General features: G+C 70.9%; 25 protein-coding genes and 1 riboswitch. Of the genes, 7 read left to right on the top strand and 18 right to left on the bottom strand.

The features are described 5' to 3' along the window. The first annotated feature begins 50 nt into the window (after positions 1-50). Together IG99_RS07075 and IG99_RS07070 are read left to right on the top strand one after the other, a co-directional pair. A complete protein-coding gene (locus IG99_RS07075) occupies positions 51-1,397 on the top strand; it encodes an MFS transporter (RefSeq protein ID WP_037670881.1) in 1,347 nt (448 codons plus the stop codon). Between the two features lie 278 nt (positions 1,398-1,675). Then, the gene (locus tag IG99_RS07070) at positions 1,676-2,050 is read left to right on the top strand and encodes an RNA polymerase-binding protein RbpA (protein WP_010357981.1); all 375 of its coding nucleotides are present in this window, start codon (positions 1,676-1,678) and stop codon (positions 2,048-2,050) included. Between the two features lie 163 nt (positions 2,051-2,213). Here IG99_RS07070 and fxsA read toward each other — a convergent pair whose 3' ends face one another. From fxsA to IG99_RS07050, 4 genes are all read right to left on the bottom strand, one after another. After that, positions 2,214-2,786, bottom strand: coding sequence for an FxsA family membrane protein (fxsA, locus tag IG99_RS07065; protein ID WP_037670878.1), 573 nt, complete (start codon positions 2,784-2,786; stop codon positions 2,214-2,216). A gap of 114 nt (positions 2,787-2,900) precedes the next feature. Next, complete coding sequence (locus tag IG99_RS07060) at positions 2,901-3,713, bottom strand: polyprenol monophosphomannose synthase (protein ID WP_037670876.1); 813 nt, start codon at positions 3,711-3,713, stop codon at positions 2,901-2,903. Positions 3,714-4,250: 537 nt separating this feature from the next. After that, a complete protein-coding gene (locus IG99_RS07055) occupies positions 4,251-5,870 on the bottom strand; it encodes an amidohydrolase (RefSeq protein ID WP_037670874.1) in 1,620 nt (539 codons plus the stop codon). Between the two features lie 70 nt (positions 5,871-5,940). Next, on the bottom strand, positions 5,941-6,381 hold the full coding sequence (locus tag IG99_RS07050; protein ID WP_037670872.1) for an Lrp/AsnC family transcriptional regulator: 441 nt from the start codon (positions 6,379-6,381) through the stop codon (positions 5,941-5,943). A gap of 269 nt (positions 6,382-6,650) precedes the next feature. Between IG99_RS07050 and IG99_RS07045 the strand changes: the two genes are divergently transcribed. Then, positions 6,651-7,097: a uroporphyrinogen-III synthase gene (locus IG99_RS07045; protein WP_037671016.1), complete on the top strand. Its 447-nt coding sequence runs from the start codon at positions 6,651-6,653 to the stop codon at positions 7,095-7,097. Between the two features lie 59 nt (positions 7,098-7,156). Here IG99_RS07045 and IG99_RS07040 read toward each other — a convergent pair whose 3' ends face one another. Continuing rightward, positions 7,157-8,272: an Rv3169 family protein gene (locus IG99_RS07040; protein WP_037670871.1), complete on the bottom strand. Its 1,116-nt coding sequence runs from the start codon at positions 8,270-8,272 to the stop codon at positions 7,157-7,159. Between the two features lie 374 nt (positions 8,273-8,646). Beyond that, positions 8,647-9,819, bottom strand: a complete 1,173-nt coding sequence (locus IG99_RS07030; RefSeq protein WP_037670867.1) for an acyl-CoA dehydrogenase family protein — start codon at positions 9,817-9,819, stop codon at positions 8,647-8,649. Positions 9,820-10,168: 349 nt separating this feature from the next. Here IG99_RS07030 and IG99_RS07025 point away from each other — a divergent pair, with 349 nt between their 5' ends. Next, positions 10,169-11,401, top strand: coding sequence for a glycoside hydrolase family 18 protein (locus IG99_RS07025; RefSeq protein ID WP_037670866.1), 1,233 nt, complete (start codon positions 10,169-10,171; stop codon positions 11,399-11,401). Positions 11,402-11,452: 51 nt separating this feature from the next. On the opposite strand, the gene IG99_RS07020 is transcribed toward IG99_RS07025, so the two are convergent. The 3 genes from IG99_RS07020 to IG99_RS07015 form a co-directional block, all read right to left on the bottom strand. Then, positions 11,453-12,112: a TetR/AcrR family transcriptional regulator gene (locus IG99_RS07020; RefSeq protein WP_051864974.1), complete on the bottom strand. Its 660-nt coding sequence runs from the start codon at positions 12,110-12,112 to the stop codon at positions 11,453-11,455. A gap of 67 nt (positions 12,113-12,179) precedes the next feature. Next, positions 12,180-12,314, bottom strand: a complete 135-nt coding sequence (locus tag IG99_RS47430; protein WP_107055844.1) for an SCO1431 family membrane protein — start codon at positions 12,312-12,314, stop codon at positions 12,180-12,182. A gap of 82 nt (positions 12,315-12,396) precedes the next feature. Continuing rightward, positions 12,397-13,821: a peptidase C39 family protein gene (locus IG99_RS07015; RefSeq protein ID WP_037670864.1), complete on the bottom strand. Its 1,425-nt coding sequence runs from the start codon at positions 13,819-13,821 to the stop codon at positions 12,397-12,399. A gap of 238 nt (positions 13,822-14,059) precedes the next feature. Between IG99_RS07015 and IG99_RS07010 the strand changes: the two genes are divergently transcribed. Together IG99_RS07010 and IG99_RS07005 are read left to right on the top strand one after the other, a co-directional pair. Continuing rightward, on the top strand, positions 14,060-14,683 hold the full coding sequence (locus IG99_RS07010) for a uridine kinase family protein (protein ID WP_078947568.1): 624 nt from the start codon (positions 14,060-14,062) through the stop codon (positions 14,681-14,683). Between the two features lie 431 nt (positions 14,684-15,114). Then, positions 15,115-16,977, top strand: a complete 1,863-nt coding sequence (locus IG99_RS07005; RefSeq protein WP_037670861.1) for an AAA family ATPase — start codon at positions 15,115-15,117, stop codon at positions 16,975-16,977. Positions 16,978-17,060: 83 nt separating this feature from the next. On the opposite strand, the gene IG99_RS07000 is transcribed toward IG99_RS07005, so the two are convergent. The 9 genes from IG99_RS07000 to IG99_RS06960 all read right to left on the bottom strand — a co-directional run bounded on the left by IG99_RS07000 (position 17,061) and on the right by IG99_RS06960 (position 24,456). After that, a complete protein-coding gene (locus IG99_RS07000) occupies positions 17,061-18,146 on the bottom strand; it encodes a hemolysin family protein (protein WP_037670859.1) in 1,086 nt (361 codons plus the stop codon). Beyond that, complete coding sequence (locus tag IG99_RS06995; RefSeq protein ID WP_037670857.1) at positions 18,143-19,471, bottom strand: hemolysin family protein; 1,329 nt, start codon at positions 19,469-19,471, stop codon at positions 18,143-18,145. Before IG99_RS06995 ends, IG99_RS07000 begins: the two co-directional genes overlap by 4 nt. A gap of 225 nt (positions 19,472-19,696) precedes the next feature. After that, on the bottom strand, positions 19,697-20,152 hold the full coding sequence (locus tag IG99_RS06990) for a PH domain-containing protein (RefSeq protein ID WP_037670854.1): 456 nt from the start codon (positions 20,150-20,152) through the stop codon (positions 19,697-19,699). Positions 20,153-20,171: 19 nt separating this feature from the next. Next, positions 20,172-21,029 (bottom strand): ATP phosphoribosyltransferase, encoded by an 858-nt coding sequence (gene hisG, locus IG99_RS06985; RefSeq protein WP_037670852.1) that lies wholly within the window; start codon positions 21,027-21,029, stop codon positions 20,172-20,174. Positions 21,030-21,083: 54 nt separating this feature from the next. Continuing rightward, positions 21,084-21,356 carry a phosphoribosyl-ATP diphosphatase gene (locus tag IG99_RS06980; protein ID WP_031486114.1) on the bottom strand — a complete coding sequence of 91 codons (273 nt, stop codon included), beginning with the start codon at positions 21,354-21,356 and terminating at the stop codon, positions 21,084-21,086. A gap of 33 nt (positions 21,357-21,389) precedes the next feature. Further along, positions 21,390-21,875: a 6,7-dimethyl-8-ribityllumazine synthase gene (ribH, locus tag IG99_RS06975; RefSeq protein WP_037670846.1), complete on the bottom strand. Its 486-nt coding sequence runs from the start codon at positions 21,873-21,875 to the stop codon at positions 21,390-21,392. Positions 21,876-21,896: 21 nt separating this feature from the next. Then, a complete protein-coding gene (locus IG99_RS06970; RefSeq protein ID WP_037670845.1) occupies positions 21,897-23,186 on the bottom strand; it encodes a bifunctional 3,4-dihydroxy-2-butanone-4-phosphate synthase/GTP cyclohydrolase II in 1,290 nt (429 codons plus the stop codon). Then, positions 23,183-23,824, bottom strand: a complete 642-nt coding sequence (locus IG99_RS06965; protein WP_037670843.1) for a nicotinamide mononucleotide transporter family protein — start codon at positions 23,822-23,824, stop codon at positions 23,183-23,185. Before IG99_RS06965 ends, IG99_RS06970 begins: the two co-directional genes overlap by 4 nt. Then, positions 23,821-24,456 carry a riboflavin synthase gene (locus tag IG99_RS06960; protein ID WP_051864971.1) on the bottom strand — a complete coding sequence of 212 codons (636 nt, stop codon included), beginning with the start codon at positions 24,454-24,456 and terminating at the stop codon, positions 23,821-23,823. Before IG99_RS06960 ends, IG99_RS06965 begins: the two co-directional genes overlap by 4 nt. 141 nt (positions 24,457-24,597) lie before the next feature. After that, positions 24,598-24,728, bottom strand: a riboswitch (FMN riboswitch). Positions 24,729-24,918: 190 nt separating this feature from the next. Here IG99_RS06960 and IG99_RS06955 point away from each other — a divergent pair. Continuing rightward, positions 24,919-25,806 (top strand): RNA polymerase sigma-70 factor, encoded by an 888-nt coding sequence (locus IG99_RS06955; protein ID WP_037671010.1) that lies wholly within the window; start codon positions 24,919-24,921, stop codon positions 25,804-25,806. The last annotated feature ends 75 nt before the right edge of the window (positions 25,807-25,881 follow it).

Below are 25,881 nucleotides of genomic sequence, written 5' to 3'. Positions count from 1 at the left end.
GCCGCGCCCGACCCTTCGCACGGCACTTCGGCGGGGAAGCGAGGGCACGGGTGGGCACCGACACCGTGCGGACGGACGCGGCCGACGACGCCGCGGGGCGGCGGCGCGAGCAGCGCGGCTGGTACTTCTACGACTGGGCGTGCTCCGTCTACTCGACGAGCGTGCTCACCGTGTTCCTCGGCCCCTATCTGACGTCGGTGGCCAAGGCGGCCGCGGACGCCGACGGCTATGTCCATCCCCTGGGCATCCCCGTCCGGGCCGGATCCTTCTTCGCGTACTCGGTGTCCCTGTCGGTGATCCTGGCCGTGCTGGTGATGCCGGTGGTGGGTGCCGCCGCCGACCGCACGGGCCGCAAGAAGCCCCTCCTCGCGGCCGCCGCCTACACGGGCGCCGTGGCGACGACAGGCCTGTTCTTCCTCGACGGCGACCGATATCTGCTGGGCGGAGCGCTGCTGATCGTGGCGAACGCCGCGCAGTCGGTCGCGATGATGCTCTACAACTCCTACCTGCCGCAGATCGCCCCGCCCGAGGAACGCGACGCGGTCTCCTCGCGGGGCTGGGCCTTCGGTTACGCGGCCGGCTCCGTCGTCCTGATCGCCGATCTGGTCCTCTATCTCGCCCACGACACCTTCGGTGTGTCCGAAACCACAGCCGTGCGGATCTGCCTGGCCTCGGCAGGCCTGTGGTGGGGCGCCTTCACGCTCGTCCCGCTACGGCGGCTGCGCGACCGCCGCTCGCCGTCCCGGGAGGCCGCCCTGCCCGGGCTGCGGCAGCTCGCGGCGACCGTGCGCGACATGCGCCGACACCCCCTCACCCTCGCTTTCCTGCTGGCGTACCTCGTGTACAACGACGGCATCCAGACGGTGATCTCCCAGGCGTCGGTCTACGGCTCCGAGGAGCTGGGGCTGGGTCAGTCCACCCTGATCGCGGCCGTGCTGCTGGTGCAGGTGCTGGCGGTGGCCGGGGCGCTCGGCATGGGGCTGCTGGCCCGGCACTACGGCGCCAAGCGCACGATCCTGGGCTCGCTGGTGGCCTGGACGGTGACGCTCGGCGCGGGGTACTTCCTGCCTGCCGGGGCGCCGGCCTGGTTCTTCGTGCTGGCGGCCGGGATCGGACTCGTGCTGGGCGGCAGCCAGGCCCTGTCCCGCTCCCTGTTCTCGCATCTGGTGCCGCCCGGCAAGGAGGCGGAGTACTTCTCCGCCTACGAGGTGAGCGACCGAGGGATGAGCTGGCTCGGCCCGCTTCTGTTCGGACTCACTTATCAACTGACCGGAAGTTATCGGGACGCGATCATCTCACTGGTGATCTTCTTCGTCGTCGGGTTCGTGCTGCTCGCGCGGGTTCCGGTGCGGCGGGCGATCGGCGACGCGGGCAACCCCGTACCCGAAAGGATTTAGCACTCAGGGCGAAAGCGCTGTAGTGTACGCGTTTGGCCTGCCAGGCGTACCGTTACTGCGCGTCAAAGATGACGAAACGCTGGGTGACATCTGCTAGCAGACGTGACAAACCGGGCGACGGTGGGTACTGCACTGGTTGACAAGGCTGCGGCTACGACGGCGACGCATGACCCGAAACGGGACACGGGACGGGAATCTTTACCGCCGACCGGACGTTGACCGGATGACGACGACAGCGACACCTGTCCTGTGGGCGACAAGCCCGGGAGGCACGATTCATGAGTGAGCGAGCTCTTCGCGGCACGCGCCTCGTGGTGACCAGCTACGAGACGGACCGCGGCATCGACCTGGCCCCGCGCCAGGCCGTGGAGTACGCATGCGAGAAGGGGCACCGCTTCGAGATGCCCTTCTCGGTCGAGGCGGAGATCCCGCCGGAGTGGGAGTGCAAGGTCTGCGGGGCCCAGGCACTCCTCGTGGACGGCGACGGCCCTGAGGAGAAGAAGGCCAAGCCCGCGCGTACGCATTGGGACATGCTGATGGAGCGGCGCACGCGTGAGGAACTCGAAGAGGTCCTTGAAGAGCGGCTGGCTGTTCTCCGCTCCGGTGCGATGAACCTGGCGGTTCATCCCCGGGACAGCCGCAAGTCCGCGTAGCGGGAGACCGCGAGCAACGCGCCGACACAAGCGACCGTGGGCGCCGTACGTCCTCAGCACGTACGGCGCCCCCGGTCGTTTCGGCGTGCCCGCACCTCATCGGCTCCGCAACCGCCGAGATCCTCCCACCCGGCGTCGGGTGGGAGGATCTCGGCGTGCTCGATCAGTACGTCAGCGGCGGCCTGGGCTCCTGCGGCGCGTTGCCCTGGGCTCCCGGCTCGTCGCGGATGACCTCGCCCTGCACGACCTTGCCGTCGGGGCGGTGCATGCGGGCCTGCTGGAAGACGTCGCCCAGGCTTCCGGAGGCGGCCTCACGGAGCTTGCGGTCCACTGTGCGTTCCGCGTAACGGCTGACGGCCTTCTGGACCGGCGGGATCAGCAGGACCAGGCCCACGGCGTCCGAGACCAGGCCCGGGATCATCAGCAGCAGGCCGCCGAGCATCATCAGCCCGTTGCCGCCGCCGCCCTGCGGGGAGCCGCCGCGCTGCAGCGCCTCGTTCAGGTTCTGGAACGCGCGCCGGCCCGCCCGCTTGATGACGACCGAGCCGAGCACGAACCCGGCGAGCAGCAGCAGGAACACCATGAAGCCGCTCGTCGCGCCCGCGACCACGGTGAGCAGCCAGATCTCCAGCACCAGCCAGGCGGCGACGCCGAGCGGCAGGAAGGTGCGGATGCGGGAACGCCGGGGCCGGGCGGAGAAGGAGGGGGTCGAAGGGGTCGAAGCGCCTGTCGTCATGCGTCCAGTGTGCCCGGACACGGCTCAGCACCGCATAAGGGGTGTACGGCACTACGACTGCTGCGGCCTACCACTGCCGCGACCTTCGACCGGTACGGCCTACGCCCCCTGCGCCTACGACTCCTGCTGCGGTGCCGGTTTCGGCTTCTCCTTGCCCGTGATCCTGCCGACGCGCTCTCCCACGCCCCACGCAGTGACCCGCCACAGCGCCTCCACGAGGATGTCGCGGCTCATCTTGGAGTCGCCGTGTTCGCGCTCGACGAAGGTGATGGGGACCTCCACCACGTGAAAGCCGGCCTTGACCGCGCGGCGGGCCAGGTCGACCTGGAAGCAGTAGCCCTGGGAGGCGACCTCTTCGAGGCCCAGGCCTTCGAGGGTCTCGCGGCGGAAGGCCCGGTAGCCGCCGGTGATGTCGCGCAGCGGCAGGTCGAGGGCGAGACGGGAGTAGAGGCTGCCGCCGCGGGAGATGGCCTCACGGGACTTCGGCCAGTTCACGACCCGGCCGCCCGGCACCCAGCGGGAGCCCAGGACGAGGTCCGCGCCCTTGAGGGCGGTCAGCAGACGGGGCAGTTCCTCCGGCTGGTGGGAGCCGTCGGCGTCCATCTCGATCAGGACGCCGTAGCCCTCGTCGAGGCCCCAGCGGAAGCCCGCGAGGTAGGCGGCGCCCAGGCCCTCCTTGCCCTTGCGGTGCAGTACGTGGACGTGCTCGTCGTCGACCGTCAGCTCGTCGGCGAGCTTGCCGGTGCCGTCGGGGCTGTTGTCGTCGGCCACCAGGACGTGGGCCTCGGGGACCGCCTTCCGCACCCGGCCGACGATGGACTTGATGTTCTCCGCCTCGTTGTAGGTCGGGATGATCACCAAGGCCGTGCCGAGCGGGCCGAACTGCCTCCCCCGGTCCTGTGCCAGGGTCCCCTCGCCGTCGTTCACTGCTGCCCCTTCGTGTCCGTACGCACAGGACCACCATAGTGGCCACGGCCTGCGATGAAGCGACAAGACGTTCGTATGGTGGTGTCGTTGCCAGAAAACCGGGGTAAGAGTGTACTTTTCGCGTTGCATGAGTGCGGCGGATGGGGGCCCGGCGCCCTTCGGGCCGACCTGGGGCCCGCTGGCTGCGGGTCGACCGAAAGCCGTTGTCTACTGAGCGCCCGGGCCCCACCCGGGTCACACCTCCCCGACCGGCCGGAACGTTCGCTCGCCGCGGGGCGGGCGCTGTGCCTGGCTCCCAGTGACGGTGCCCCGGCGCGGCACACCGTCCCTGACCCAGCGGCGCCGCTGCGAGTGGGCGGACGTTCCCCGGTCGGGCGTCCAGTGGTGGACCCGGCCGAACCTACCGGCCTCCCGCAGTCGCCTGTCAACAGCCGCTTGACCTGCGGGTATGCGATCAAAGTCCTGGTCAGCGCAGAGGATGCGCAGGTAGCGCGGCAGCGGAGCGCCGGATGATCGGCGCCGCGCCACCCCGGTAGATCACTCGCCCGGCCGTACGAACACCGTCCGTCCGCCCACCACGGTGCGCAGACAGACGGGCAGGTCGTGGCCCGGAGTCAGGTCGGGAAGCCCCGGGGTGCCGGAGCGGGGGTCGGTGGACCAGCGGGCGACCCGGTCGTCGGGGGCCTGGACCACGAGCTCGTCGGTGCGCCACACCGCGTAGTCGGCGGGCGCGCCGGGCACCAGGATCCCCGCGTCGTCGCGTCCCACGGCCCGCCAGCCGCCGCGGGTGTGCGCGGTGAACGCGGCACGGACGGAGACGCGGTGCTCCGGGGTGCGGTGGAAGGCGGCCGCGCGGACCGTGCCCCACGGGTCCAGGGGGGTGACCGGGCTGTCGGAGCCGAAGGCGAGCGGGACGCCGGCGCGCAGGAGAGCCGCGAAGGGGTTGAGGGTCCGGGCCCGGGCCACGCCCAGGCGGTGGGCGTACATGCCCTCCTCGCCGCCCCACAGCGCGTCGAAGGCGGGCTGTACGGAGGCGGTCAGGCCGAGTTCCGCGAAGGCGGCGACGGTGTCCGGGGTGAGCATCTCGGCGTGCTCGACGCGGTGCCGGGCGGCGCGGACTCGGGCCAGGCCGACCTTCTCGGCGGCTGCCCGAACGCCCTCGGCCACGGCGGTCACGGCGGCGTCGCCGATGGCGTGGAAACCCGCCTGGAGGCCTTCCTCGGTGCAGGCGACGACGTGGGCGGCGATCGCCTCGGCGTCCAGGTAGGCGGTTCCGGAGTGGCCGGCGTCGGTGTACGGCTCGTGCAGGCAGGCGGTGTGCGAGCCGAGGGCGCCGTCGACGAAGAGGTCCCCGGCCGCGCCGGCCGCGCCCAGCTCCCGTGCCTTGCGGACGTCCCGCTCGGCCCAGTAGCCGACGACCCGTGGGCCGGACTCCTCGGCGGCGAGGCGCAGCAGTTCCGTGAAGTCGTCCTCGGAGGAGATCTGCGGGCCGGCGCACTCGTGGACGGAGCCGATACCGAGGGAGGCGGCGTGGGCGAGGGCGGCGCGCTGCGCTTCGAGGCGTTGTTCCGACGTCACAGCCGCGAAGGCCGCGGCGCGTACGGCGTGGTGGTCGTCGCGGGTGAGGGGGCCGTCCGTGCCCCGGGGGCCGGCCGTCGGGGCGAGGTCGGGGGTCATGTCGAGGAGCGCCGTCGTCACGACCGCCGAGTGGACGTCGATGCGGGAGAGGTACAGCGGGCGGCCGCCCGTGGCCTCGTCCAGCTCGGCGCGCGTCGGGGGACGGCCACCGGGCCAGCGGGCGGCGTCCCAGCCGTGTCCGAGCAGGACGCGGTCCTGCGGGCGGGCGGCGGTGAAGTCCCGGACGAGGGCGAGGGCCGCGTCCAGGGAGGGGGCGTCGGACAGGTCCAGGCCGGTGAGGGCGAGGCCCGTGGCGGTGGTGTGCACGTGGGCGTCGGTGAACGCGGGGGTGACGAGGGCGCCGTCCAGGTCGATCACCTCGTCGACGCCGTCCGCGAAGGCGTCCGCGGCGCCTTCCGAGCCGACCCAGGCGACTTGCCCTCGTTCCACGACCATCGCGGTTGCGAAGGGGTCTGCGGGGCTGTGGACCTCTCCGCGGCGGAGGAGGACGGTGGTGGGGTCGGGGGTGCGTGCACTCATGACGGACAGTGTGTCGTGCGGCGCGTGGCGAGCCGCACCTGGGCCGGGACCACCTCGTCCCGGGGGGCGGTCAGATCCGGGGCGGGCGGGCCTCGTAGGGCGTCGACAGGACGACCGTCGTGCGGGTGGACACACCTGCCAGGGTTCGGAGGCGTGCCAGCAGTTCTTCCAGCTCGTGCGGGGTGGAGACCCGGACCTTGAGGATGTAGTTCTCGTCGCCGGCGACGCTGTGGCAGGCCTCGATCTCGGGGACGCCGGCGAGGCGGTCCGCGATGTCGTCGGGGGCGCTCGGGTCGAACGGTTTCACCGAGATGAAGGCGGTCATGGGCAGCCCCACGGCCTCCGGGTCGACCACCGCGGCATAGCCGCGGATGACGCCACGCTGCTCCAGCCGTCGCACCCGTTGGTGCACGGCCGACGTGGACAGGCCCGTGGCCTTGCCCAGGTCTGTGTAGCTCATCCGCCCGTCCTTGACGAGCAGCTGCACGATCTGTCGGTCCAGCTCCTCCATGGCGCAAGAACCTACAGTGCGCCTGATCTCCTCCGGTACCCGAGCGGCCCAGGTCATGCCCGGTTTGTGATGTGGCTGAGAGTCGCTTGTGCGCCATCCGGGGGACAAAGCGGCCGCCAGGGGCATCTGCGATTGGCATGTGACGAACGCCACAGCTTTCGAAAAGGCTTCGTGATGCCCTCGTGATTACCGCCCAGACGGGACGGGAAGTGCTTGCTGTGGTCGAGGCCGCAGCAGCCTTCACGGCCCAGCCCGAGGGGGAGAAACCCATGCAGAGTCTTAAGCGCCCTGGTCGCACCGTGCCCAAGCGCCCGCAGTTGGTCGTCGAGCCCACGCCGGAGGGCGTCGAACCCGACGACCCCAACGACCTCGACGGCGAGGAACTGGACGCGTACGACACCTTCGAGATGTACCGGGTGATCTGCCCGGACTGCGCGCAGCCCATCGCCCTGCTGGCGGACGAGGAGGTCCTGCCGGAGCACGCGCTGTGCGCCTCGCCGTGGAACCCCTTCGGGCTCACGGTCTGCGCCGGTACGGGACGCCGGGCGTCCGAGGCCCGGCCCGCCGACGAGTCCGCGCATCCGCAGGAGCAGGACACCGCCCTGCTGTTGACGCTCCCTCAGGGACTCGACTGGCGGACTCAGCCCTTCTCGCACGTCGGCGGCCCGGGCTCGCGCCCAATGCGGGTGCCGACGATGCGACGCCAGGCCGCCTGAGCCGGCCTCCCACCCATCGAGCCGGCCGGGAGGGTGCCCGTCAGGGGCACCCGACTCCCCTACGGCGCGACCGAGTCGGCGTCCGTGAAGCCGCTCGGGTCATGGCGTCCGAACGAGCCGTGCTCGAAGATGCCGTAGCCGACCTGACCGTCCATTTGGAAGCGGGCGGTGTGGGCGGTGACCCCGGGGGCGGTCACGGGATGCCGTTCGGTGAGGGCGTAGGTGTGGCGGTCGGTCCGGCCGGAGGCGCGCCAGGTGCCGTACCGGCCGTCGTGGAACGGCGGTCGGCCGGTACCCGGGGTGAGCGGGGCGGAGGTGAGGATCTCCGCCTCCAGTTCCAGCGGCTTGCGGACGTCGCCGAGGTGAACGAGGGCGCGTTCGGGGTGCCGGGTGCCGGGCCGGTAGGTGATCTCCGTGTGCGGCCAGCCGAGTTGGCGGTCGCGCAGGCCGGGGCGTACGAGGGTCGCGTCGTTGAGCGAGCGGTGGCCGTCGGCGTCCTCCTGGGTGAGGACCATCAGGAAACGGTCGTCGAAGCGGACCGGACACCAGATGTGGTGGAAGCCCTCGGCAGGGCTGTCGTGCGCGGAAGGTCCGGCGTCCGCACCGGGGACGGGTCGCACGCCCCAGCCGCGACCGCGGGCACCCGACCACGCGCCGGGCGTGAGACGGATCCGCTCCCCGCCGGCCTGGATCCAGCCGACGCAGCGGCCGACCTGCACGAAACGCCTTTCCCGGACCGTGAGCCGCCCGCCGCGCCGCTGCTCGTGGTGCGGCTCCCACAGCGCCGGGAAGTCCGCCGACCACTGGATCTCGTACGACAGCCCGTCCGGGTCGTCCGGGTCCGCCGCGCAGCTCAGGACGATGTCCCGCAGCGGCCGCTCGACCGTGCTGCGCAGCGGTCCCACCTCGAGCCGGGTCCGGTCGTCGCCGAGCGCGTCCGAGGCCCGTACGGCGTGCACGGTGTCGCCGATGCGGAGGGTCGCGTAGGCGTCGATCACCCCGAGATTGGGGTACACGCCGAGCCCGGCGACCAGCAGGGCGCGGCCCTCGTGATCGAAGACGTGGAAGACGGAGCTGTCGTGGGCGTTCCGGTCGCCGGTCGCCACATGCCGCATCGACAGTGGCGCCTGGTGTACGGGGTACTCATCGAGCGGTATGGGACGGTCGTCGGACACGGGTGACACAATCCTCCCTGCCGGTAAGCGAGTTGACAGTACGTCAGCTGAGTGTCGGGTCACCAGACGCGGGTCGGACATCCCTCGGCTCAAAGCGGACATCCGTGAACTCACGCCCGATTAACGAGACCGGTGACCCGGCCGCATGTCGCCCCGTTGTCGCGGTATGACTTTCATTCATCCGGTGGAGGGGCGGCACAGGGTCTTCGTGCCGCCGCCCGTGGGATCGATGCCGTCGGCCGCTGCGCAGTCCCAGGACCCGCCGATCTACCGCTCTCTGATGCGCACCTGGGCCGACCGGGGGCGGACCCTGCCGGGCCGCCACGATGCGGAGTGGGTCAGGCTGGCGGCCCCGCAGGTGATGCTGGAGCAGCTCAGCGGCTCTCGGGACCCGCTACGTGACGGGCGATGACCATCCGCTGGATCTGGTTGGTGCCCTCGACGATCTGGAGCACCTTCGCCTCGCGCATGTAGCGCTCGGCCGGGAAATCGGCGGTGTAGCCGTACCCACCGAGGATCTGGACGGCGTCGGTGGTGACCTTCATCGCGGCGTCGGTGCAGTGCAGCTTGGCCATGGCCGCCTGCTTGGCGAAGGGCCGCCCGGCGTCCCTGAGGCGTGCCGCCGCGAGATACAGGGCACGGCCGGCCTCTATCTGGGTCGCCATGTCTGCGAGCATGAAGCGCAGCCCCTGGAAGTCGGCGATCGGCCGCCCGAACTGCCTGCGCCCGCTCGCGTACTCCACGGCCTCGTCGAGCGCCGCCTGGGCCACACCGATCGCGCAGGCCGCGATGCCCAGCCGCCCGGAGTCGAGCGCGGCCAGGGCGATCGCGAAGCCCTGACCCTCCTCCCCCAGGCGCCGGTCGTCGGAGACCCGTACGCCGTCGAAGTGGACCTGGGCGGTGGGCGAGCCCTTCATGCCCATCTTCTTCTCCGGCGCCGCCGCGCTCAGGCCCTCGGCGTCGCCGGGCACCAGGAACGCGGTGATCCCGCGCGAGCCGTCCTCGCCGGTGCGCGCCATGACGGTGTAGAAGTCGGCTACCCCACCGTGCGTGATCCAGGCCTTGGTCCCGGTGATCACCCAGTCTTCGCCGTCCCGGACCGCCTTGGTGCGCAGGGAGGCCGCGTCGGAGCCGGAGGACGGCTCGGAGAGGCAGTAGGCGCCGAGCATGCCGCCGCCGAGCATCGCGGGCAGGTGCTCGACCTGCTGCTCCTTGGTGCCGTAGGCGGCGAGCGCGTAGGAGGCGAGGGTGTGCACGCTGACGCCGAGGCCGACGGTGAGGCGGGCCGCGGCGAGCTCCTCCAGGACCTGGAGGTAGACCTCGTAGGGCTGGTCGCCGCCGCCGTACTCGGAGTCGTAGGGCAGACCGAGGAGCCCTGATTCGGACAGAAGGGTGAAGATCTCACGCGGGAAGCGTCCGGCGTCCTCCTCCTCGGCCGCCTTCGGGGCGATCTCGCGTTGCGCGATGTCCCGGACGAGCGAGATCAGATCCCGGGCCTCCTCCGTGGGCAGCTGACGGTCCACCGGCTGCGGGGCGCGGTCGGGCATGGCGACGCTCTCCTCCCTGTCGGGCGCATCGGCGGACGTGCGCCATGGGTTGGGGCGGCTCCGCCGGAGTCTCACTGGTGCCGGCCGAGGCCCGCCCTCCCGGGTCACGGAAGCGGCTGACCAGCGGCTCTGCGGTGAGTATGCCCGATGAGAGGCACCCCGTCACCGGTTAACGACCGCTTACTTCAAGAAAAGACGGAAGCCGCGAGAACCACAAACGCAACGCGCTCACCGGCATTGGTCCGAACCATTGACTCGACTGGTCTAGTCCTCCTAATCTCTCGCCCACTGCTTGACCGCGTCATGCCAATCGGCGCGCGTTCCCCTCACCCCCACGAGGAGACACCCGATGCAGACCCGTCACCGCCCCCGCGCCCTCTTCCGGGCGCTCCTGTCCGCAGTGTGTTGCGCCGTCCTCGGCGCCGGGCTGCTGGCCGGCGCAGGCACCGCCACGGCCGAGCCGACCCGGCAGCGGGCCGCCGGCTCCAAGGTCGTCGGCTACTTCACCGAATGGGGCACCTACGACCGCAAGTACTACGTCAAGAACATCGAGACCTCCGGCTCGGCGGCCCGGCTCACCCACATCAACTACGCCTTCGGCAACGTCACCGGCGGCAAGTGCGCGATGGGCGACTCCTACGCGGCGACCGAGCGCACCTACACGGCCGCCGAGTCCGTGGACGGCGTCGCCGACACCTGGGACCAGCCGCTGCGCGGCACCTTCAACCAGCTGCGCGAGCTGAAGAAGAAGCACCCCGGCCTCAAGGTCCTGTGGTCGTTCGGCGGCTGGACCTGGTCGAGCGGCTTCGGCGAGGCCGCGAGGAACCCGGCCGCGTTCGCCCGGTCCTGCTACGACCTGGTCGAGAACTCCAAGTGGGCCGACGTCTTCGACGGCATCGACATCGACTGGGAGTACCCGAACGCCTGCGGCAACACCTGCGACACCAGCGGCAAGGCGGCCTTCCGGAAGCTCATGGCCGCGGTGCGGGCCACGTTCGGCTCCACCGGTCTGGTCACCGCGGCGATCACCGCCGACGCCACGTCCGGCGGCAAGATCGACGCGACGGACTACGCGGGCGCGGCGCAGTACGTGAACTGGTACAACCCGATGACGTACGACTTCTTCGGCGCCTGGGACGCGACCGGCCCGACAGCCCCGCACTCCCCGCTGAACTCCTACTCCGGCATCCCGAAGGCGGGCTACTACACCTCCGCGACCATCGCCAAGCTCAAGGGCCTCGGCGTCCCGGCCTCGAAGCTGCTGCTCGGCATCGGCTTCTACGGCCGGGGCTGGACCGGCGTGACCCGGTCGGCGCCCGGCGGCACGGCGACCGGCCCGGCGGCGGGGACGTACGAGCAGGGCATCGAGGACTACAAGGTGCTGAAATCGAAGTGCCCGGTGACGGGGACGGTGGCCGGCACGGCGTACGCCAAGTGCGGCTCCGACTGGTGGAGTTACGACGCCCCGGCGACCATCGCGACCAAGATGACGTACAAGAACCAGCAGGGCCTGGGCGGGACGTTCTTCTGGGAGCTGAGCGGTGACACCGCCGGCGGTGAGCTGATCAAGGCGATCGGCTAGCCGGACCCACGGGGGGACTCGGGGCGGAGGACCACGAGCCTCCGCCCCTTGTCAGGCGTCCTGGCGGGCGGGCTCAGGGGCCGGATAGGAGGGGTCGAGGTCCTGGATGGCGCGCATGGTGCCGCCCAGGGTCCTCACCAGCAGTTCGCACATGGTGTCCCGGGAGAGCTCGGGGCGGTCGATCCAGTCGAGGGTGGCGCCCTCCACGCTGCACACCCAGCCGAGCAGGCCCATGCGGGCCACGGGCGCGATGTCACCGCGGCCGTAGGCGCCGTCGGCGATGGTGGCGACGATCGCCTCGCGCACCCCGTCCCGGATCGCGTGCACCTCGGTGTCGAAACCGACGCCCCCGCTGACGATCGTGCGGTACGCGGCCTGGTTGTGCTCGGCGTAGCGCAGGTAGCTGTCGATCGTGCGGTGGACGCGGTCCACGGCGGCCAGCTGGAGACCGCTCGCCGCGAGGGTGACCAGGTCGGCGACGGAGTCCTCGATGATCGCGAGGTAGTAGCCCCGTTTGGACTGGAAGTAGTAGTAGATCAGCCCCTTGGCGACATGCGCCTGCCGGGCGATGTCATCCATGGAGAGCGCGTCGTACGAGGTGTCTGCGAACAACCTCCGCCCGATGGTAATGAGTTCGGTACGGCGCACCAGGGAGCGCTCGGTACCGCGTGGCCGGGGGCGGGCGGCGTCGCGCTGTTGACTGATATTCAATTTCGACCCTGGTCTTCCAACGGGCGGCGGGACATCCGCAGTATGGCAGGTCGTAGCGAGAGTCAGGTCACAGCAGCCCCAGTCGCACCAAGAGCATCGCGACGACCACGACCAGAGTCCATCCCATGACGTGCTCGAGGATCTGCGGGCCGTCTTCCCGGGGGCCGCCGGTGCGGGCGGCGGTGGCTGCGTCTGTACTCATTGGCCCACCTTGCCACCGTCAGCGGCTTTTGCGGCCGAGAGCTTGGTCACAGGGCCCCGGCGGAGCGGGGCCCGGTGCCGGTTCAGCGCACGCCGACCGCCCCCAGCGCCGCCCGCTGGCGGGCGCTCGGGTGGGCCGGGAAATAGAGGTAGCAGACCCCGCCGGTGCCGGAGACGACCTTGCCGCTCGCGTTGTACCGCTTGGTCCGCAGCCAGATGTTCTCCCACTCCCGGCGCCTGTAGACGCGGCGCACCGTCGCGTCGTCCGGGGAGGCCGGGTCGTTGGCGATCACGTCGCCCTCGGTGGTGAAGCCGATCACGGTCATCAGGTGGCCGGAGGTGCCGTAGCCGGCTCCCGTGAGCTCCTCCTTGAGGAACGACTGGGACGTTATGGCCGGGATGCCCACCGCGATCAGTGTCTCCAGGTCGGTCAGGGAGCCGAGCCGGGTGACCACGCCCTGGAGGCCCTTGAAGGTGGCCGCGTAGGCGGCGTTGAACGGCCAGTTCCCGCAGCCCGCGTATTGGTAGTCGTATGTGTACCGGGCCGCGTGGCACACCTGCGGGTCGGCGTACGTGGGATCGACCCAGGCCGTCTGCTCCTTGCTGAGCCGGCCGCCCCAGTACTCGATGATCATCTGCGAGGAGGTGGGGCTGCACCAGGCCTCGCCGCCGTTGTCGTACTCCGGGTACTGGCCCGTATGGATCTCCTGCGAGTACCGCGGCACGGTCAGCTCCCGGGCCAGGCCGGGCACGGAGGCCGGGACGGTGAAGCGGTCCGGGACGTCGGAGCCCATCACGCCGAGCCGCCAGACGGTCGGCGTGAGCTTCGTGCCGGGCTTGCGGTAGAGGGTGAGGCGCAGCCGGTACGAGGCCAGGCGCAGCCCTGTCGCCGGGTCGTCGATCGCGAAGGTGTCCGTCCAGACCGCGCTCTTTCCGTCGGCCTGGTCGTCGACGGAGGTCCGCCTGATGTCCTGGTCGCCGGCCGCCCAGCGGCCCATCACGTACCACGGGGTGTCCGTGCCGTCGGAGTACGTTCCCGTGAGCTCGACCTGGATCCAGGTGCCGGCCGGGGTGCGCGCACTCCAGGAGGCGATCGCCTCGGTGGCGGGGACGGAGAGCCGGTGGACCGGGGACGTCCAGGTCGCGTACTCCCAGGTGGCGGTCCTCCCCGTGTGCGGGTCGGTGTACTCGCTGGTGCCGGCGGGCGCGCCGACCTCCACACCGGGACGCGCACCGGCGACGGCACGGGCGCCCCTGGCGGTGCCTCCGCGCCAGTCGGCGTACGTGGCCCAGGCACGGTAGTCGACCGGGCGGGCCGGTGTGTGGGCGGATGCGGCGGTGTCGGTCACGGCGTCGGGTGGGGTGCCGGGGGCGGCGGGATCGGGTGGGACGCTCGGGGTGATGCCGGGCGCGGTGGCGGCGACCGCCGGGCCGGCGCCGCCCGCCATCGTGGCGGCGACCGCGGCGGCCAGGACGGTTCTGCGGGACGGCTGTTCGGCTCTGCTCATGGGTGGAAGACCCCCAGGTGTCCGAGTCGGGGCAGGTCCTTTGCACGGCTGTGCGCCCACTATGGCGGCGACGACCCGCTCCTGCCAGCACTGCGGAGCCCGGGCGCGGCGAGCACCATGGGTCTCGGCCAGTGGCACGAGCCGCTTCCGCGGCGGCACGGCCCGGCCCCGAGTACGCGCACCCGCCTTCCAGGCCCGCCTAGAATCCCCCGCCCGCCCCGCCGCACCTCAGGGAACCATCATCGACGCCCTCGCCTCCCGGCTCCGCCGGCTCCCCCCGTCCTGCGGGCCGGTCCGTCTGATCGGCGTCGACGGGCATGCCGGGTCCGGAAAGAGCACGTTCGCGGAGGAGTTGGCGCGAAGGCTCGGCGACGCCCCGGTGCTGCACCTGGACGACATCGCCAGCCATGACGAGCTCTTCGCGTGGGACGCGCGCCTGCTGGCCCAGGTGATCAAACCGCTCACCCGGGGCGAGACCGCGTTCTACTCCCCCTACGACTGGCGGTCCCGCGACTTCGGCCCGAAGCGGGCGCTGCCACCGGCATCCTTGATCGTGATCGAGGGAGTCGGCGCCGGGCGCCGGGCCCTGCGACCGCACCTCGCGCAGCTGTTGTGGATGGAGCTGTCGCCGGAGGAGTCCTGGGAGCGCGGACGCGCGCGGGACGGGGAGGAACAGCGGGTGTTCTGGGAAGGCTGGGTCCGCGCGGAGCGACGCCACTTCACCGAGGACCCCTCCCGGCCGCATGCCGATCTTCTGGTACGTCAGTTGAAGGAGGGGTACGAGGTACTCGTGGGACCTGCTGGGGCCGTTGGACCGGACCAGATAATCACGTACGGTGACGACCCACCCGCATTGTGGTGAACCTGTGAAGGGACTTGCCGGACAACTTGCGGGAGTGCTCCAACTCGGCTTGACCGACGGCCCGTACAGGACTTACGTTCTGAATGTGCGGCAATCGAAGCCGCCCACAGACGCGAAGCCCCCGGTTGTTCCCCCGTGATCGGGGGCTTCGTTCTGTCTTCGTCCGGTTTTCCGGGCGCCGCGAGCTGCGATCCGCTCACCCTCGGTCACCGTGCCAGAGCCCCCGCCCCCGGGTCCCCACCTCGCCGAACGACCCGCACGCCACCCTTCGGCGGGCGACACCCCACGGGTACGATGCCCTCGGTGCGACCTACGGACGGCTGCTTCGCGCACTGTTGCAACTCCGCTCCGCGGTACGGCGGTTCGATCAAGGCGGCCGACGGGCGACGACCGGCGGCCTACCGACGGGGGCACGGTTTGTGGGGGACGTGATGGACTTCGGAACACAAGGCCCCGAGGCCCCGGCCGAGCTCGCCTGGCTGCGAGGCGTGGACGCCTACACCATGGGCGCCTATCCGCAGGCCGAGGAGGAGTTCCGCGCCGCGGTGCGGATAGACCCCGGGATGGCCGATGGCTGGCTCGGTCTGCACGCGCTGCGCGTCGACACGACGACCGCGCTGCTGCGGATGTTCCGCCACCGCGACCGCTTCGGCGAACAGCGCACCCGGCACCGTCGCACACTCAACTCCTGGTACTGGCTGGGCTGGTGGGTGCAGCCCGTGCTGGAACACCCGCGCGATCTGCTGCTCGCGCACGCCTCGCACTGGCTGGACGGCCGGCACGTCCCCGAGCTGGACCGGGCGCTCGCCGGTCTGCCACCCGTCGACACCGACCACCAGGTCCGCTTCCTGCACGCCTGCCGCGCCTACCTGGTCAAGGACTGGGAACAGCTCGTACGGCACACCGAATCGCTGCTCGACGATCCGCTGCTCGGCATCGAGGCCGGCCTGTTCGGCGGCATGGCCCGGGTCCGCCTTGAGATGTACGGGCAGGCCGAACCCCTCCTTTCGGCGGCGCTGATGCGCTGTCGCAGCGAGCAGCCGCAACGCAAGGAGCTGCGCTACTGGCTGGCCCGCGCGCACGAGGGCACGGGCCGCAGCGCGGCCGCACTGCCGCTCTACCGTGCCGTGCACCGCGTCGACCCCGCCTTCATGGACACCTCGGCGCGGCTCGCGGCGATAGCCGAGGGCGACGGCTACGACGACCCGGCCGGCCTCGCGGCGATCACGCTCACCGGAGTCGGACAGGACAGCGTGGACGGACCGGACACCCTCGACCCGCTGTTCGGCACGGAGGGGCGCGATCTGCGACTCCCCGAGGCCGAGCTGCCGCCGGCCACTCCCCTGCCGACGGTCACCGATCCGGCGGTACGCGAGAAGACCGTCGTAGCGTCGACGCTGCCCGCCGGGCCCACCGACCCCGAGTTACTGGAGGATGCGCTCGCCGAGCTGGAGCGCATGGTGGGGCTGGAGCCGGTGAAACGGCAGGTCAAAGCCCTGTCGGCGCAGTTGAACATGGCGCGGCTGCGGGCCGGGCAGGGGCTGCCGGTGCAGCCGCCCAAACGCCACTTCGTCTTCTCCGGCCCCTCCGGCACCGGCAAGACCACGGTGGCCCGCATCCTCGGCCGGGTCTTCTACGCCCTCGGTCTGCTGGGTGGCGACCATCTCGTGGAGGCGCAGCGGGCCGACCTGGTCGGCGAGTACCTGGGCCAGACGGCCGTGAAGGCCAACGAACTGATCGACTCGGCGCTCGGCGGTGTCCTCTTCGTCGACGAGGCCTACTCGCTGTCCAACTCCGGTTACGGCAAGGGGGACGCGTACGGGGACGAGGCGCTCCAGGTGCTGCTGAAGCGGGCCGAGGACAACCGCGACCACCTGGTCGTGATACTCGCGGGCTATCCGGAGGGCATGGACCGGCTGCTCGCCGCGAACCCCGGGCTGTCGTCACGCTTCACGACACGCGTCGACTTTCCCTCGTACCGGCCGCTCGAACTCACCTCGATCGGTGAGGTGCTCGCGGCGGAGAACGGGGATGTGTGGGACGAGGAGGCGCTCGACGAGCTGCGCTCGATCGCCGGGCATGTCGTCGAGCAGGGGTGGATCGACGAGTTGGGCAACGGGCGGTTTCTGCGGACGCTGTACGAGAAGAGCTGCGCGTATCGGGATCTGCGGTTGTCGAATTACCCGGGGTCGCTGACTCGGGATGACTTGTCGACGTTGCGGTTGGCGGATCTGATGCAGGCGTACGGAGAGGTGCTGTCGGGGCGGGGGCCGCAGGATCCGTCGGCCATGTGACACGTGTGGGCGCAGGCAGCACCTCGCAAGCGCGGGCGAGCGAATTCACCACCCGCCCGCACCAGCGTCGTGAGCGCAGTCGGCTAGGTGGCCATTGCCTGCTCCGGCTCCCCGCTCACCCGCGGTTCCGTCACCCGTACCTCCGGAATTTCCCGGTGGGCCGGGTCGCGGACCTCGCCGACCAGGAGTTCCAGGACGTCCTCCAGGGCGACCAGGCCCAGCACCTTGCCGGACGTGTCCGCCACCTGCGCGAGGTGGGTGGCGGCTCGCCGCATGACCGTCAGGGCGTCATCCAGCGGCAGCTCCGACCTGAGCGTGGTCATCGGCCGCCAGATCTGCTGCGGCACCGCGCGTTCGGAGTCCTCCAGGTCGAGTACGTCCTTCACGTGCAGGTAGCCCATGAAGGCACCGGTCTCGGCGGCGACGGGGAAGCGGGAGTAGCCCGTGCGGGCGGTCAGGGCGACGATCTGGCCCGGGGTGACCGACGGGCTCACCGTCACCAGGGACTCGCGCCTCAGCAGGACGTCCGTCACCGGGCGGGAGCCCAGCTCCAGGGCGTCCTCCAGGCGCTCCTGCTCCTCGGGGTCGAGCAGACCGGCCTGACCGGAGTCCTCCACCAGCCGGTTGAGCTGCTCACTGGTGAAGACGGCCTCGACCTCGTCCTTGGGCTCGACACGGAAGAGCCGCAGGATGCCCTGGGCCACGGCGCCGAGGGCCACGGTGATCGGCCGGCACACTCGGGCGAAGGCGACCAGGCCGGGGCTGAGCCACAGCGCGGCCTTCTCCGGCGCCGCCATCGCGAGGTTCTTCGGGACCATCTCGCCGATGACGAGGTGGAAGAAGACCACCGCGGCCAGGGCTATGACATAGCCCAGCGGGTGGATCATGCCGTGCGGCAGGTGGATCCACTCGAAGACCGGTTCCAGCAGCTTGGCGACCGTGGGTTCGGCCACCGCGCCGAGGGTCAGCGAGCAGATCGTGATGCCGAACTGGGCGGCCGCCATCATCTGCGGCAGGCGCTCCAGGCCGTAGAGGACCTGGCGGGCCCTGGCGGTGCCGAGAGGCTCGATCTGGCTGCGGCGGACGGAGACGAGCGCGAACTCGGCGCCGACGAAGAAGCCGTTGGCCAGGACGAGAAGCGCGGCGAAGAGAAGTTGGAGCACGCTCATCGGGCGGCCTCCACCACGACGGGGGATGTCCTGACCAGCCGTACCCGCTCGGCGCGGTAGTGACCGACCTGGCGGACGGTCAGCCGCCAGCCGGGCAGCTCGGCCCGGTCGCCCACGGCGGGAATGCGGCCGAGGAGGTCGGCGACCAGGCCGGCGACGGTCTCGTACGGCCCCTCGGGCACGTCGAGGCCGATGCGCTGGAGGATGTCGACGCGGCAGCTGCCGTCGGCGTCCCAGGCGAGCCTGCCGTCCTCGGGCGGAGCGGCGGCGAGTTCCGGCACGTCCTGCCCGTCGTGTTCGTCGCGGACCTCGCCGACCATCTCCTCGACGATGTCCTCCAGGGTGACGACACCGGCCGTGCCGCCGTACTCGTCGACGATCACCGCGATGGGCTGCTCGCTGCGCAGCCGGGCCAGCAGGGGCTGGACCGGGAGCGTCTCGGGGACGAGCAGCGCGGGGCGCGCGATGCGGTCGACGGGGGTGCGCAGCCGTTCGTGCGCGGGGACGGCCAGGGCGTCCTTGAGGTGGGCCATGCCGACGATCTCGTCGATCTTCTCCCGGTAGACGGGGAAGCGGGACAGGCCGGTGGCGCGGGTCAGGTTGACCACGTCCTCGGCGGTCGCCGTCGACTGGAGTGCGCTCACCTTCACGCGCGGGGTCATGACGTGCTGCGCGGTCAGCTCGGCGAGGGACAGCGTCCGCACGAAGAGGTCGGCGGTGTCCTGTTCGAGGGCGCCGGCCTGCGCGGAGTGCCGGGCCAGGGAGACGAGCTCCTCCGGGGTGCGGGCGGAGGCCAGCTCCGCGGTCGGCTCCACGCCCAGGGCCCGTACCAGGCGGTTGGCGACCGCGTTGAGGGCGGCGATGACCGGGCGGAACAGGCGGGCGAAGGCGTGCTGCGGGCCGGCCACGAAGCGGGCGACCTGGAGCGGCCGGGACACCGCCCAGTTCTTGGGTACGAGTTCGCCGACCACCATCTGGACGGCCGAGGCCAGCAGCATGCCGACGGCCACGGCGACCCCGGAGACGGCGCCCTCGGGGACGCCGATCGCGGTGAACGGGCCGTGCAGCAGCTGCGCGAGCGCCGGTTCGGCGAGCATGCCGACGACGAGGGAGGTGATGGTGATGCCGAGCTGGGTGCCGGAGAGCTGGAAGGACAGCTCCTTCAGCGACTCGACGACCGTACGAGCACGTTTGTCGCCCTCGGCGGCGGCCTTCTCGGCGTCCGGGCGGTCGACCGTGACCAGGCCGAACTCGGCGGCGACGAAGAAGCCGTTGGCGAGGATGAGCAGGAACGCGGCTGCCAGGAGCAGCAGGGGGGTGGTCATGATGCCGCCGCCTCCGCGTGGGCGCGGACACGGTCCGCGCTCGGTCGGGAGGGGGCGGCGCAGGTACTACAGGACGATCCGTCCATCGCCGGAGAGGGTCACTCCTCGGTTAGCAGGAACCCCTGTGCGCCGGGCGGCACGACAGGAGCGGAGGCGCGGGACGGCGCCTCCGCCCACCAGATTAATCAAGACACCGGCATGAGCGGCAGGGTGGAAGGCCCTGAGTCAGCCCCGATGTTCCTCGGGGTCCTGGATGGACCGGGCCTCGGCGAGGGCGCGCAGCGTCCGCGCGTCCTCGATGGCGCGCTGCTTGGCGATGCCCGGCTGGATGCCGAGCGCGGGCAGGCTGGTGCCGTCGCTGAGGTCGAGGAAGACCCAGGGGTCACCCGAACGGAGGTTCACCCGGACGATTTCCGCCCAGGCCAGGCGCCTGCGGCCGGCGATGTTCACCACGGTGACACCGGAGTCGTCGGCGACGACCTTCACCCGGGCGAGCAGGGCCAGCACGCCGAAGATGAGCGCGCCGGTGAGGATGAAGCTGAGGCGCTCCCCCGGGCCGAGCTGGTCGAGCAGCAGCGCGACGGCGGAGATCACCACGAAGATCGCGGCTCCGGCGGTGAGCAGAACCACACGGGTGCGGCCCGGCCGGAAAGTGACGGGCAGGGTCGGAAGATCGGACATCGGAGTACGGCCCCCCGGCTCAGAGGCGGCAGGCGTGGATGGCCGTGGTGAGGATGGCCCGGGCGCCGATCTCGTACAGGTCGTCCATGATCCGCTGGGCCTCCTTGGCGGGGACCATCGCGCGGACGGCGACCCAGCCCTCGTTGTGCAGCGGGGAGACGGTCGGGGACTCCAGGCCGGGGGTGAGGGCGACGGCCTTCTCCAACTGCTCGACCCGGCAGTCGTAGTCCATCATCACGTACGTCCGGGCCACCAGGACGCCCTGCAGGCGGCGCAGGAACTGCTGAACCTTCGGCTCAGCGGCCTCCTCGGTGTCCGCGCCGCTGCGGCGGATCACGACGGCCTCGGACTTCATGATGGGCTCGCCGAAGACCTCCAGGCCCGCGTTGCGCAGGGAGGTGCCGGTCTCCACGACGTCGGCGATGACCTCGGCGACCCCGAGCTCTATGGCCGTCTCGACGGCGCCGTCGAGGTGGACGACGGAGGCGTCGATGCCCTGGTCGGCGAGGTGCTTGGCGACGATGCCCTCGTAGGAGGTGGCGACCGTCTTGCCACTGAGGTCCGCGAGGCCGTTCACCGTGCCCGGCTTGGTGGCGTAGCGGAAGGTGGAGCGGGCGAAGCCGAGCGGGAGGATCTCCTCGCTGTTGGCGCCGGAGTCGATGAGCAGGTCGCGTCCGGTGATGCCGATGTCGAGGCGGCCGGAGGAGACGTAGATGGCGATGTCGCGGGGGCGGAGGTAGAAGAACTCGACCTCGTTCTCCGGGTCGACGATGCGCAGTTCCTTGGACTCGCGGCGCTGCTGGTAGCCGGCCTCATGCAGCATCTCCGCCGCAGGGCCTGACAGGGAACCCTTGTTGGGGACGGCGATGCGCAGCATGAGGTCGGCTTCCTTTGCGTGATGTGCGTGCGGGATGTCTGGTGGAACGGGGTTCTACAGGTGGGCGTAGACGTCGTCGAGGGAGATGCCGCGGGCGACCATCATCACCTGGACGTGGTACAGCAGCTGGGAGATCTCCTCGGCCGCCGCCTCCTTGCCCTCGTACTCGGCGGCCATCCAGACCTCGGCGGCCTCCTCGACGACCTTCTTGCCGATGGCATGGACGCCCTTGCCGACGAGTTCGGCGGTGCGGGAGGTGGCGGGATCGCCGTTGGCGGCCTTGTGCTGGAGCTCGGTGAAGAGCTCCTCGAACGTCTTCTTGGACATGGTGGTCCCACCCTACGCGTAGACGGGCATCCCTCAGCGCCAGGGTTCAGATACTGAGCGGAGGGTGGCCGCGGTCGCCACGGCCGCCGTCACCGCCTCGTGTCCCTTGTCCTCGTTGGAGCCCTCGATGCCCGCGCGGTCCAAGGCCTGCTCCTCGGTGTCGCAGGTCAGCACGCCGAAGCCGATGGGGACGCCGGTGTCGATGGAGACCTGGGTGAGTCCCTGGGTGACGCCTTGGCACACGTAGTCGAAGTGGGGGGTGCCGCCGCGGATGACGACTCCGAGGGCGACGATCGCGTCGTAGCCCCGGCCCGCGAGGACCTTGGCGACCACCGGGAGCTCGAAGCTGCCGGGGACCCTGAGCAGGGTCGGCTCGTCGATCCCCAGCTCGTGCAGGGCGCGCAGCGCGCCGTTCACCAGGCCGTCCATCACCTGCTCGTGCCACTGTGCCGCGATGACGGCGACCCGCAGGTCTCCGACGTTGCGTACGGACAGTTCCGGTGCACCCTTGCCGCTCACGTCTCTCCTCGTTGTTCTCTCTTACTGGTTGCCGCAGGTGGACACGGGGGCCGTGTCCAGCCAGGGCAGGTCGTGCCCCATCCGGTCCCGCTTGGTGCGCAGGTAGCGGAGGTTGTGCTCACCGGCCTGCACGGGCATCGGCTCGCGCCGGGTGACCTTGAGGCCGTGGCGCAGCAGCGCGTCGGTCTTCTCGGGGTTGTTCGTCATCAGGCGCAGGCTGTGCACACCGAGGTCGGCGAGGATCTGCGCGCCGGCGCCGTAGTCCCGGGCGTCGGCGGGCAGGCCGAGTTCGAGGTTGGCGTCGAGGGTGTCGTGGCCGCGTTCCTGGAGTTCGTAGGCGCGCAGCTTGGACAGCAGGCCGATGCCGCGTCCCTCGTGGCCGCGCAGGTAGACCACCACGCCCCGGCCCTCGGCCTGGATGCGCTCCAGGGCGGCGTCGAGCTGCGGGCCGCAGTCGCAGCGGGCGGAGCCGAAGACGTCCCCGGTGAGGCACTCGGAGTGGACGCGGACGAGGACGTCCTCGCCGTCGCCGATCTCGCCGTGCACGAGGGCGACGTGCTCGACGCCGTCGACGGTGGAGCGGTAGCCGTACGCCGTGAACGTGCCGTGCACGGTGGGGAGGTTGACCTCGGCCTCGCGGCGGACGGTGGGTTCGGCGGAGCGGCGGTAGGCGATCAGGTCCTCGATGGAGATGATCGTCAGGCCGTGCTTGCGGGCGAACGGGATCAGTTCGGGCAGGCGCAGCATCTGGCCGTCCTCACCGGCGATCTCGACGATCGTGCCGACCGGGCGCAGGCCCGCGAGGCGGGCGAGGTCGACGGCGGCCTCGGTGTGGCCGTTGCGTACGAGCACGCCGCCGGTCCTGGCACGGAGCGGGAAGATGTGCCCGGGGCGGACGAAGTCGCCCGGCTCGGCCGTGCCGTTCGCGAGCAGCTGGAGCGTGGTGGCGCGGTCGGAGGCGGAGATGCCGGTGGTGACGCCGTGCGCGGCGGAGGCGTCGACGGAGACGGTGAAGGCGGTCTTCATCGACTCGGTGTTGTCCTCGACCATCTGCGGCAGCCGGAGCCGGTCCAGCTCCTCGCCCTCCATGGGAGCGCAGATCAGGCCGCGGCACTCGCTCATCATGAACGCGACGATCTCGGGGGTGACCTTCTCGGCGGCCATGACGAGGTCGCCCTCGTTCTCACGGTCCTCGTCGTCGACGACCACGACCGGGCGGCCGGCCGCGATGTCGGCGATGGCCTGCTCGACCGGGTCGAGGGTGAGGTCCTCGACGTCTTCGGTGCTGTACAGAATCGTTGCCGCGCTCATGCCGGCGCTCCTTCCAGGGTGGGCCGCGCGGCCTTGCGGGAGCGCAGCCACCAGTCGCGCATGCCCCACAGGACGAGTGCGCCGTAGATGACGTAGACGAAGCCGGAGAATGCGTAGCCGTTGGCGAAGTTCAGGGGGACGCCGACGAGGTCGACGAGGAGCCAGGCGAACCAGAACTCGACCATGCCGCGGGCCTGGGCGTACATGGCGACGATGGTGCCGACGAAGATGTACGCGTCCGGCCAGGGGTCCCAGGACAGGCTCGGGTACGCCTTGAAGAGCAGGGCGACCCCGACCGTGCCCGCGGCGGCCGCGCCGACCATCGCCGCGCGCTCGGTCCAGGTGGCGAACCGCGGGACGATGTGGCCGTCCTCGGCCCGGCCCTTGTCGCGGTTCCACTGCCACCAGCCGTACAGGGCGACGACCATGACGACGACCTGCTTGCCGGCGCTGCCGGTGAGGTGGCCGAAGAAGGCTCCGAAGAGGATGAGGCCGGAGAGGAACTGCACCGGCCAGGTCCACAGGGAGCGGCGCCATCCGAGGGCGAGGGTGATCAGACCGAGGATGTTGCCGATCATGTCCGACCAGAGGATGTGCTGGTCGAAGGCGACGAACGCCTCGGAGTTCAGCCAGTTCATCGGCCCGCTCCCTGAGTGTTCGCTCCCTGAGTGCCCGCTCCCTGACTGTTCGCCAGCAGGCGCTCGACGTACTTGGCGACGATGTCGACCTCGAGGTTGACCGGGTCGCCGGGCTGCTTCACGCCGAGTGTGGTCAGGTCGAGGGTGGTGGGGATGAGGCTGACGGTGAAGTGGTCGGGGCCTGCCTCGACGACGGTGAGGCTGATGCCGTCGACGGTGATGGAGCCCTTTTCCACCACGTACCGGGAGAGGTCGGCGGGGAGGGAGATCCTCACGAGCTCCCAGTGCTCGGACGGGGTGCGTTCGAGGACGTGGCCGGTGCCGTCGACGTGGCCCTGGACGATGTGTCCGCCGAGGCGGGCGCCCACGGCGGTGGGGCGTTCGAGGTTGACCCGGGAGCCGACGGCGAGGGCGCCGAGGCTGGAGCGCTTGAGGGTCTCCGCCATGACGTCGGCGGTGAACTCGTCGCCCTCGTGCTCCACGACGGTGAGACAGACCCCGTTCACGGCGATGGAGTCGCCGTGCTTCGCGCCGTCGGTGACGACGGGGCCGCGCAGCCGGAAGCGGGCGGCGTCGCCGAGGTTCTCGACGGCGGTGACCTCACCCAGCTCTTCGACGATTCCGGTGAACACGTCCCGGGTCCTCCTGCCTCTTCGGGCACGGACTCCGGGGCTGTCGATGACGACAGAATGTACGAACCGGCACCGGGCGTCGCCGGACAGGCTCGTCCACATGGACGAGCACGGACGGCGGCGCGCACGAATGCCCGCCCGCCGCGCACTGCCTCCCATCCGGACTTTAACCGTCGGTCCAGGAATTTCACCTGGTCAACCGATCGCTGGAAGCGATCGGGTCGCGGACTGTAACCGCCGGTTCGGACTTTCACCGACCCCGGAGTGCGCTGCTTCTGGTACAAGGCCAGTGTGCCACGCCTGATCGACGCCCATACGGGCGAACCATGTGGGGTGAGTCACAGAACGTGGCACTGGACTTGGTCTAGTCCTTTCTGACTCCTTGGGGTGACGGCCCGGCGGCGGTGACGACGGCCCTTCCCCGCCGCCGGGTCTCCCGTGCCCTTCTGGCAGGGTGAACGCATGACGTCCGCCATTGCCGACGAGTTCGAGAGCCACCGGTCTCGCCTGTTCGGTCTGGCGTACCGCATGCTGGGCTCCGCCGACGAGGCCGAGGACACCGTCCAGGACGCGTACCTGCGCCTCAGCGGAGCCGAGCGCGAGGGCATCGATAACCTCGCGGCCTGGCTCGCGAAGGTCGTCACCAACCTCTGTCTGACCCGTCTGACCTCCGCCCGGGCACGACGGGAGCAGTATGTCGGGCCGTGGCTCCCGGAGCCGCTGATCACCTCCGACGGCGCACTCGGCCCCCTGGAGTCGGCCGAGCGGCGCGACGCCGTGTCGGTGGCGGTGCTGGTGCTGCTGGAGCGGCTGACCCCGACCGAGCGGGCGGTGTACGTGCTGCGGGAGGCGTTCGGGTACGGCCACCGGGAGATCGCCGGGGTACTGGACCTCTCCGAGGCCAACTGCCGTCAGCTGTACCGGCGCGCGGTGCGGCGGGTGGCGGCGCCGGAGAGCCGGTTCACGCCCGCTCCCGAGCGGCAGGAGGAGCTCGTCGCGTCCTTCCTCACGGCGGCCCGGGACGGCGACCTGGCCGGTCTCGAGAAACTGCTCGCGGCCGACGCGACCTGGTGGAGCGACGGTGGCGGCAGGGTCAGCGCGGCCCTGCGGCCGATCGAGGGGCGCGAGAAGGTCATCCGGTTCGTGGTGGGCGCGGCGCGGAAGTACGCGACGCGCTGGGACTTCACGATGGTCGAGATCAACGGCGCCAGCGGGGTGGCGGCATCGGCGGACGACACGCTGATCGGCGTGCTGGCGTTCGAGTACCGCGACGGGCTGATCGCAGGGATGCGGGCCGTGGTCAGCCCGGACAAGCTGGACTTCGTACGGCGTCAGCTCGGACGGTCGTAGCGGCCTGTCACATCGCGCGGGTCTGTTCGGTCTCCACTGACGAGGGGGCGTTCCGGACGGGAACGCCCGATGTTC

Origin of the sequence: Streptomyces griseus subsp. griseus (assembly GCF_000720255.1) — a bacterium.
GTDB lineage: Bacteria > Actinomycetota > Actinomycetes > Streptomycetales > Streptomycetaceae > Streptomyces > Streptomyces griseus_I.
The sequence above is the reverse complement of the archived record's forward strand: the minus strand, read 5'-3'. Positions and strand labels throughout refer to the sequence as shown.

What these genes read in the sequence shown, in the direction of transcription:
- IG99_RS07070 (WP_010357981.1), top strand. Translation starts at nt 1,676, where the DNA reads ATGAGTGAGCGAGCTCTTCGCGGCACGCGCCTCGTGGTGACCAGCTAC.
- fxsA (WP_037670878.1), bottom strand. Translation starts at nt 2,786, where the DNA reads ATGACGACAGGCGCTTCGACCCCTTCGACCCCCTCCTTCTCCGCCCGG.
- IG99_RS07055 (WP_037670874.1), bottom strand. Translation starts at nt 5,870, where the DNA reads ATGAGTGCACGCACCCCCGACCCCACCACCGTCCTCCTCCGCCGCGGA.
- IG99_RS07050 (WP_037670872.1), bottom strand. Translation starts at nt 6,381, where the DNA reads ATGGAGGAGCTGGACCGACAGATCGTGCAGCTGCTCGTCAAGGACGGG.
- IG99_RS07045 (WP_037671016.1), top strand. Translation starts at nt 6,651, where the DNA reads ATGCAGAGTCTTAAGCGCCCTGGTCGCACCGTGCCCAAGCGCCCGCAG.
- IG99_RS07030 (WP_037670867.1), bottom strand. Translation starts at nt 9,819, where the DNA reads ATGCCCGACCGCGCCCCGCAGCCGGTGGACCGTCAGCTGCCCACGGAG.
- IG99_RS07025 (WP_037670866.1), top strand. Translation starts at nt 10,169, where the DNA reads ATGCAGACCCGTCACCGCCCCCGCGCCCTCTTCCGGGCGCTCCTGTCC.
- IG99_RS47430 (WP_107055844.1), bottom strand. Translation starts at nt 12,314, where the DNA reads ATGAGTACAGACGCAGCCACCGCCGCCCGCACCGGCGGCCCCCGGGAA.
- IG99_RS07015 (WP_037670864.1), bottom strand. Translation starts at nt 13,821, where the DNA reads ATGAGCAGAGCCGAACAGCCGTCCCGCAGAACCGTCCTGGCCGCCGCG.
- IG99_RS07005 (WP_037670861.1), top strand. Translation starts at nt 15,115, where the DNA reads ATGGACTTCGGAACACAAGGCCCCGAGGCCCCGGCCGAGCTCGCCTGG.
- IG99_RS07000 (WP_037670859.1), bottom strand. Translation starts at nt 18,146, where the DNA reads ATGAGCGTGCTCCAACTTCTCTTCGCCGCGCTTCTCGTCCTGGCCAAC.
- IG99_RS06995 (WP_037670857.1), bottom strand. Translation starts at nt 19,471, where the DNA reads ATGACCACCCCCCTGCTGCTCCTGGCAGCCGCGTTCCTGCTCATCCTC.
- IG99_RS06990 (WP_037670854.1), bottom strand. Translation starts at nt 20,152, where the DNA reads ATGTCCGATCTTCCGACCCTGCCCGTCACTTTCCGGCCGGGCCGCACC.
- hisG (WP_037670852.1), bottom strand. Translation starts at nt 21,029, where the DNA reads ATGCTGCGCATCGCCGTCCCCAACAAGGGTTCCCTGTCAGGCCCTGCG.
- IG99_RS06980 (WP_031486114.1), bottom strand. Translation starts at nt 21,356, where the DNA reads ATGTCCAAGAAGACGTTCGAGGAGCTCTTCACCGAGCTCCAGCACAAG.
- IG99_RS06970 (WP_037670845.1), bottom strand. Translation starts at nt 23,186, where the DNA reads ATGAGCGCGGCAACGATTCTGTACAGCACCGAAGACGTCGAGGACCTC.
- IG99_RS06965 (WP_037670843.1), bottom strand. Translation starts at nt 23,824, where the DNA reads ATGAACTGGCTGAACTCCGAGGCGTTCGTCGCCTTCGACCAGCACATC.
- IG99_RS06955 (WP_037671010.1), top strand. Translation starts at nt 24,919, where the DNA reads ATGACGTCCGCCATTGCCGACGAGTTCGAGAGCCACCGGTCTCGCCTG.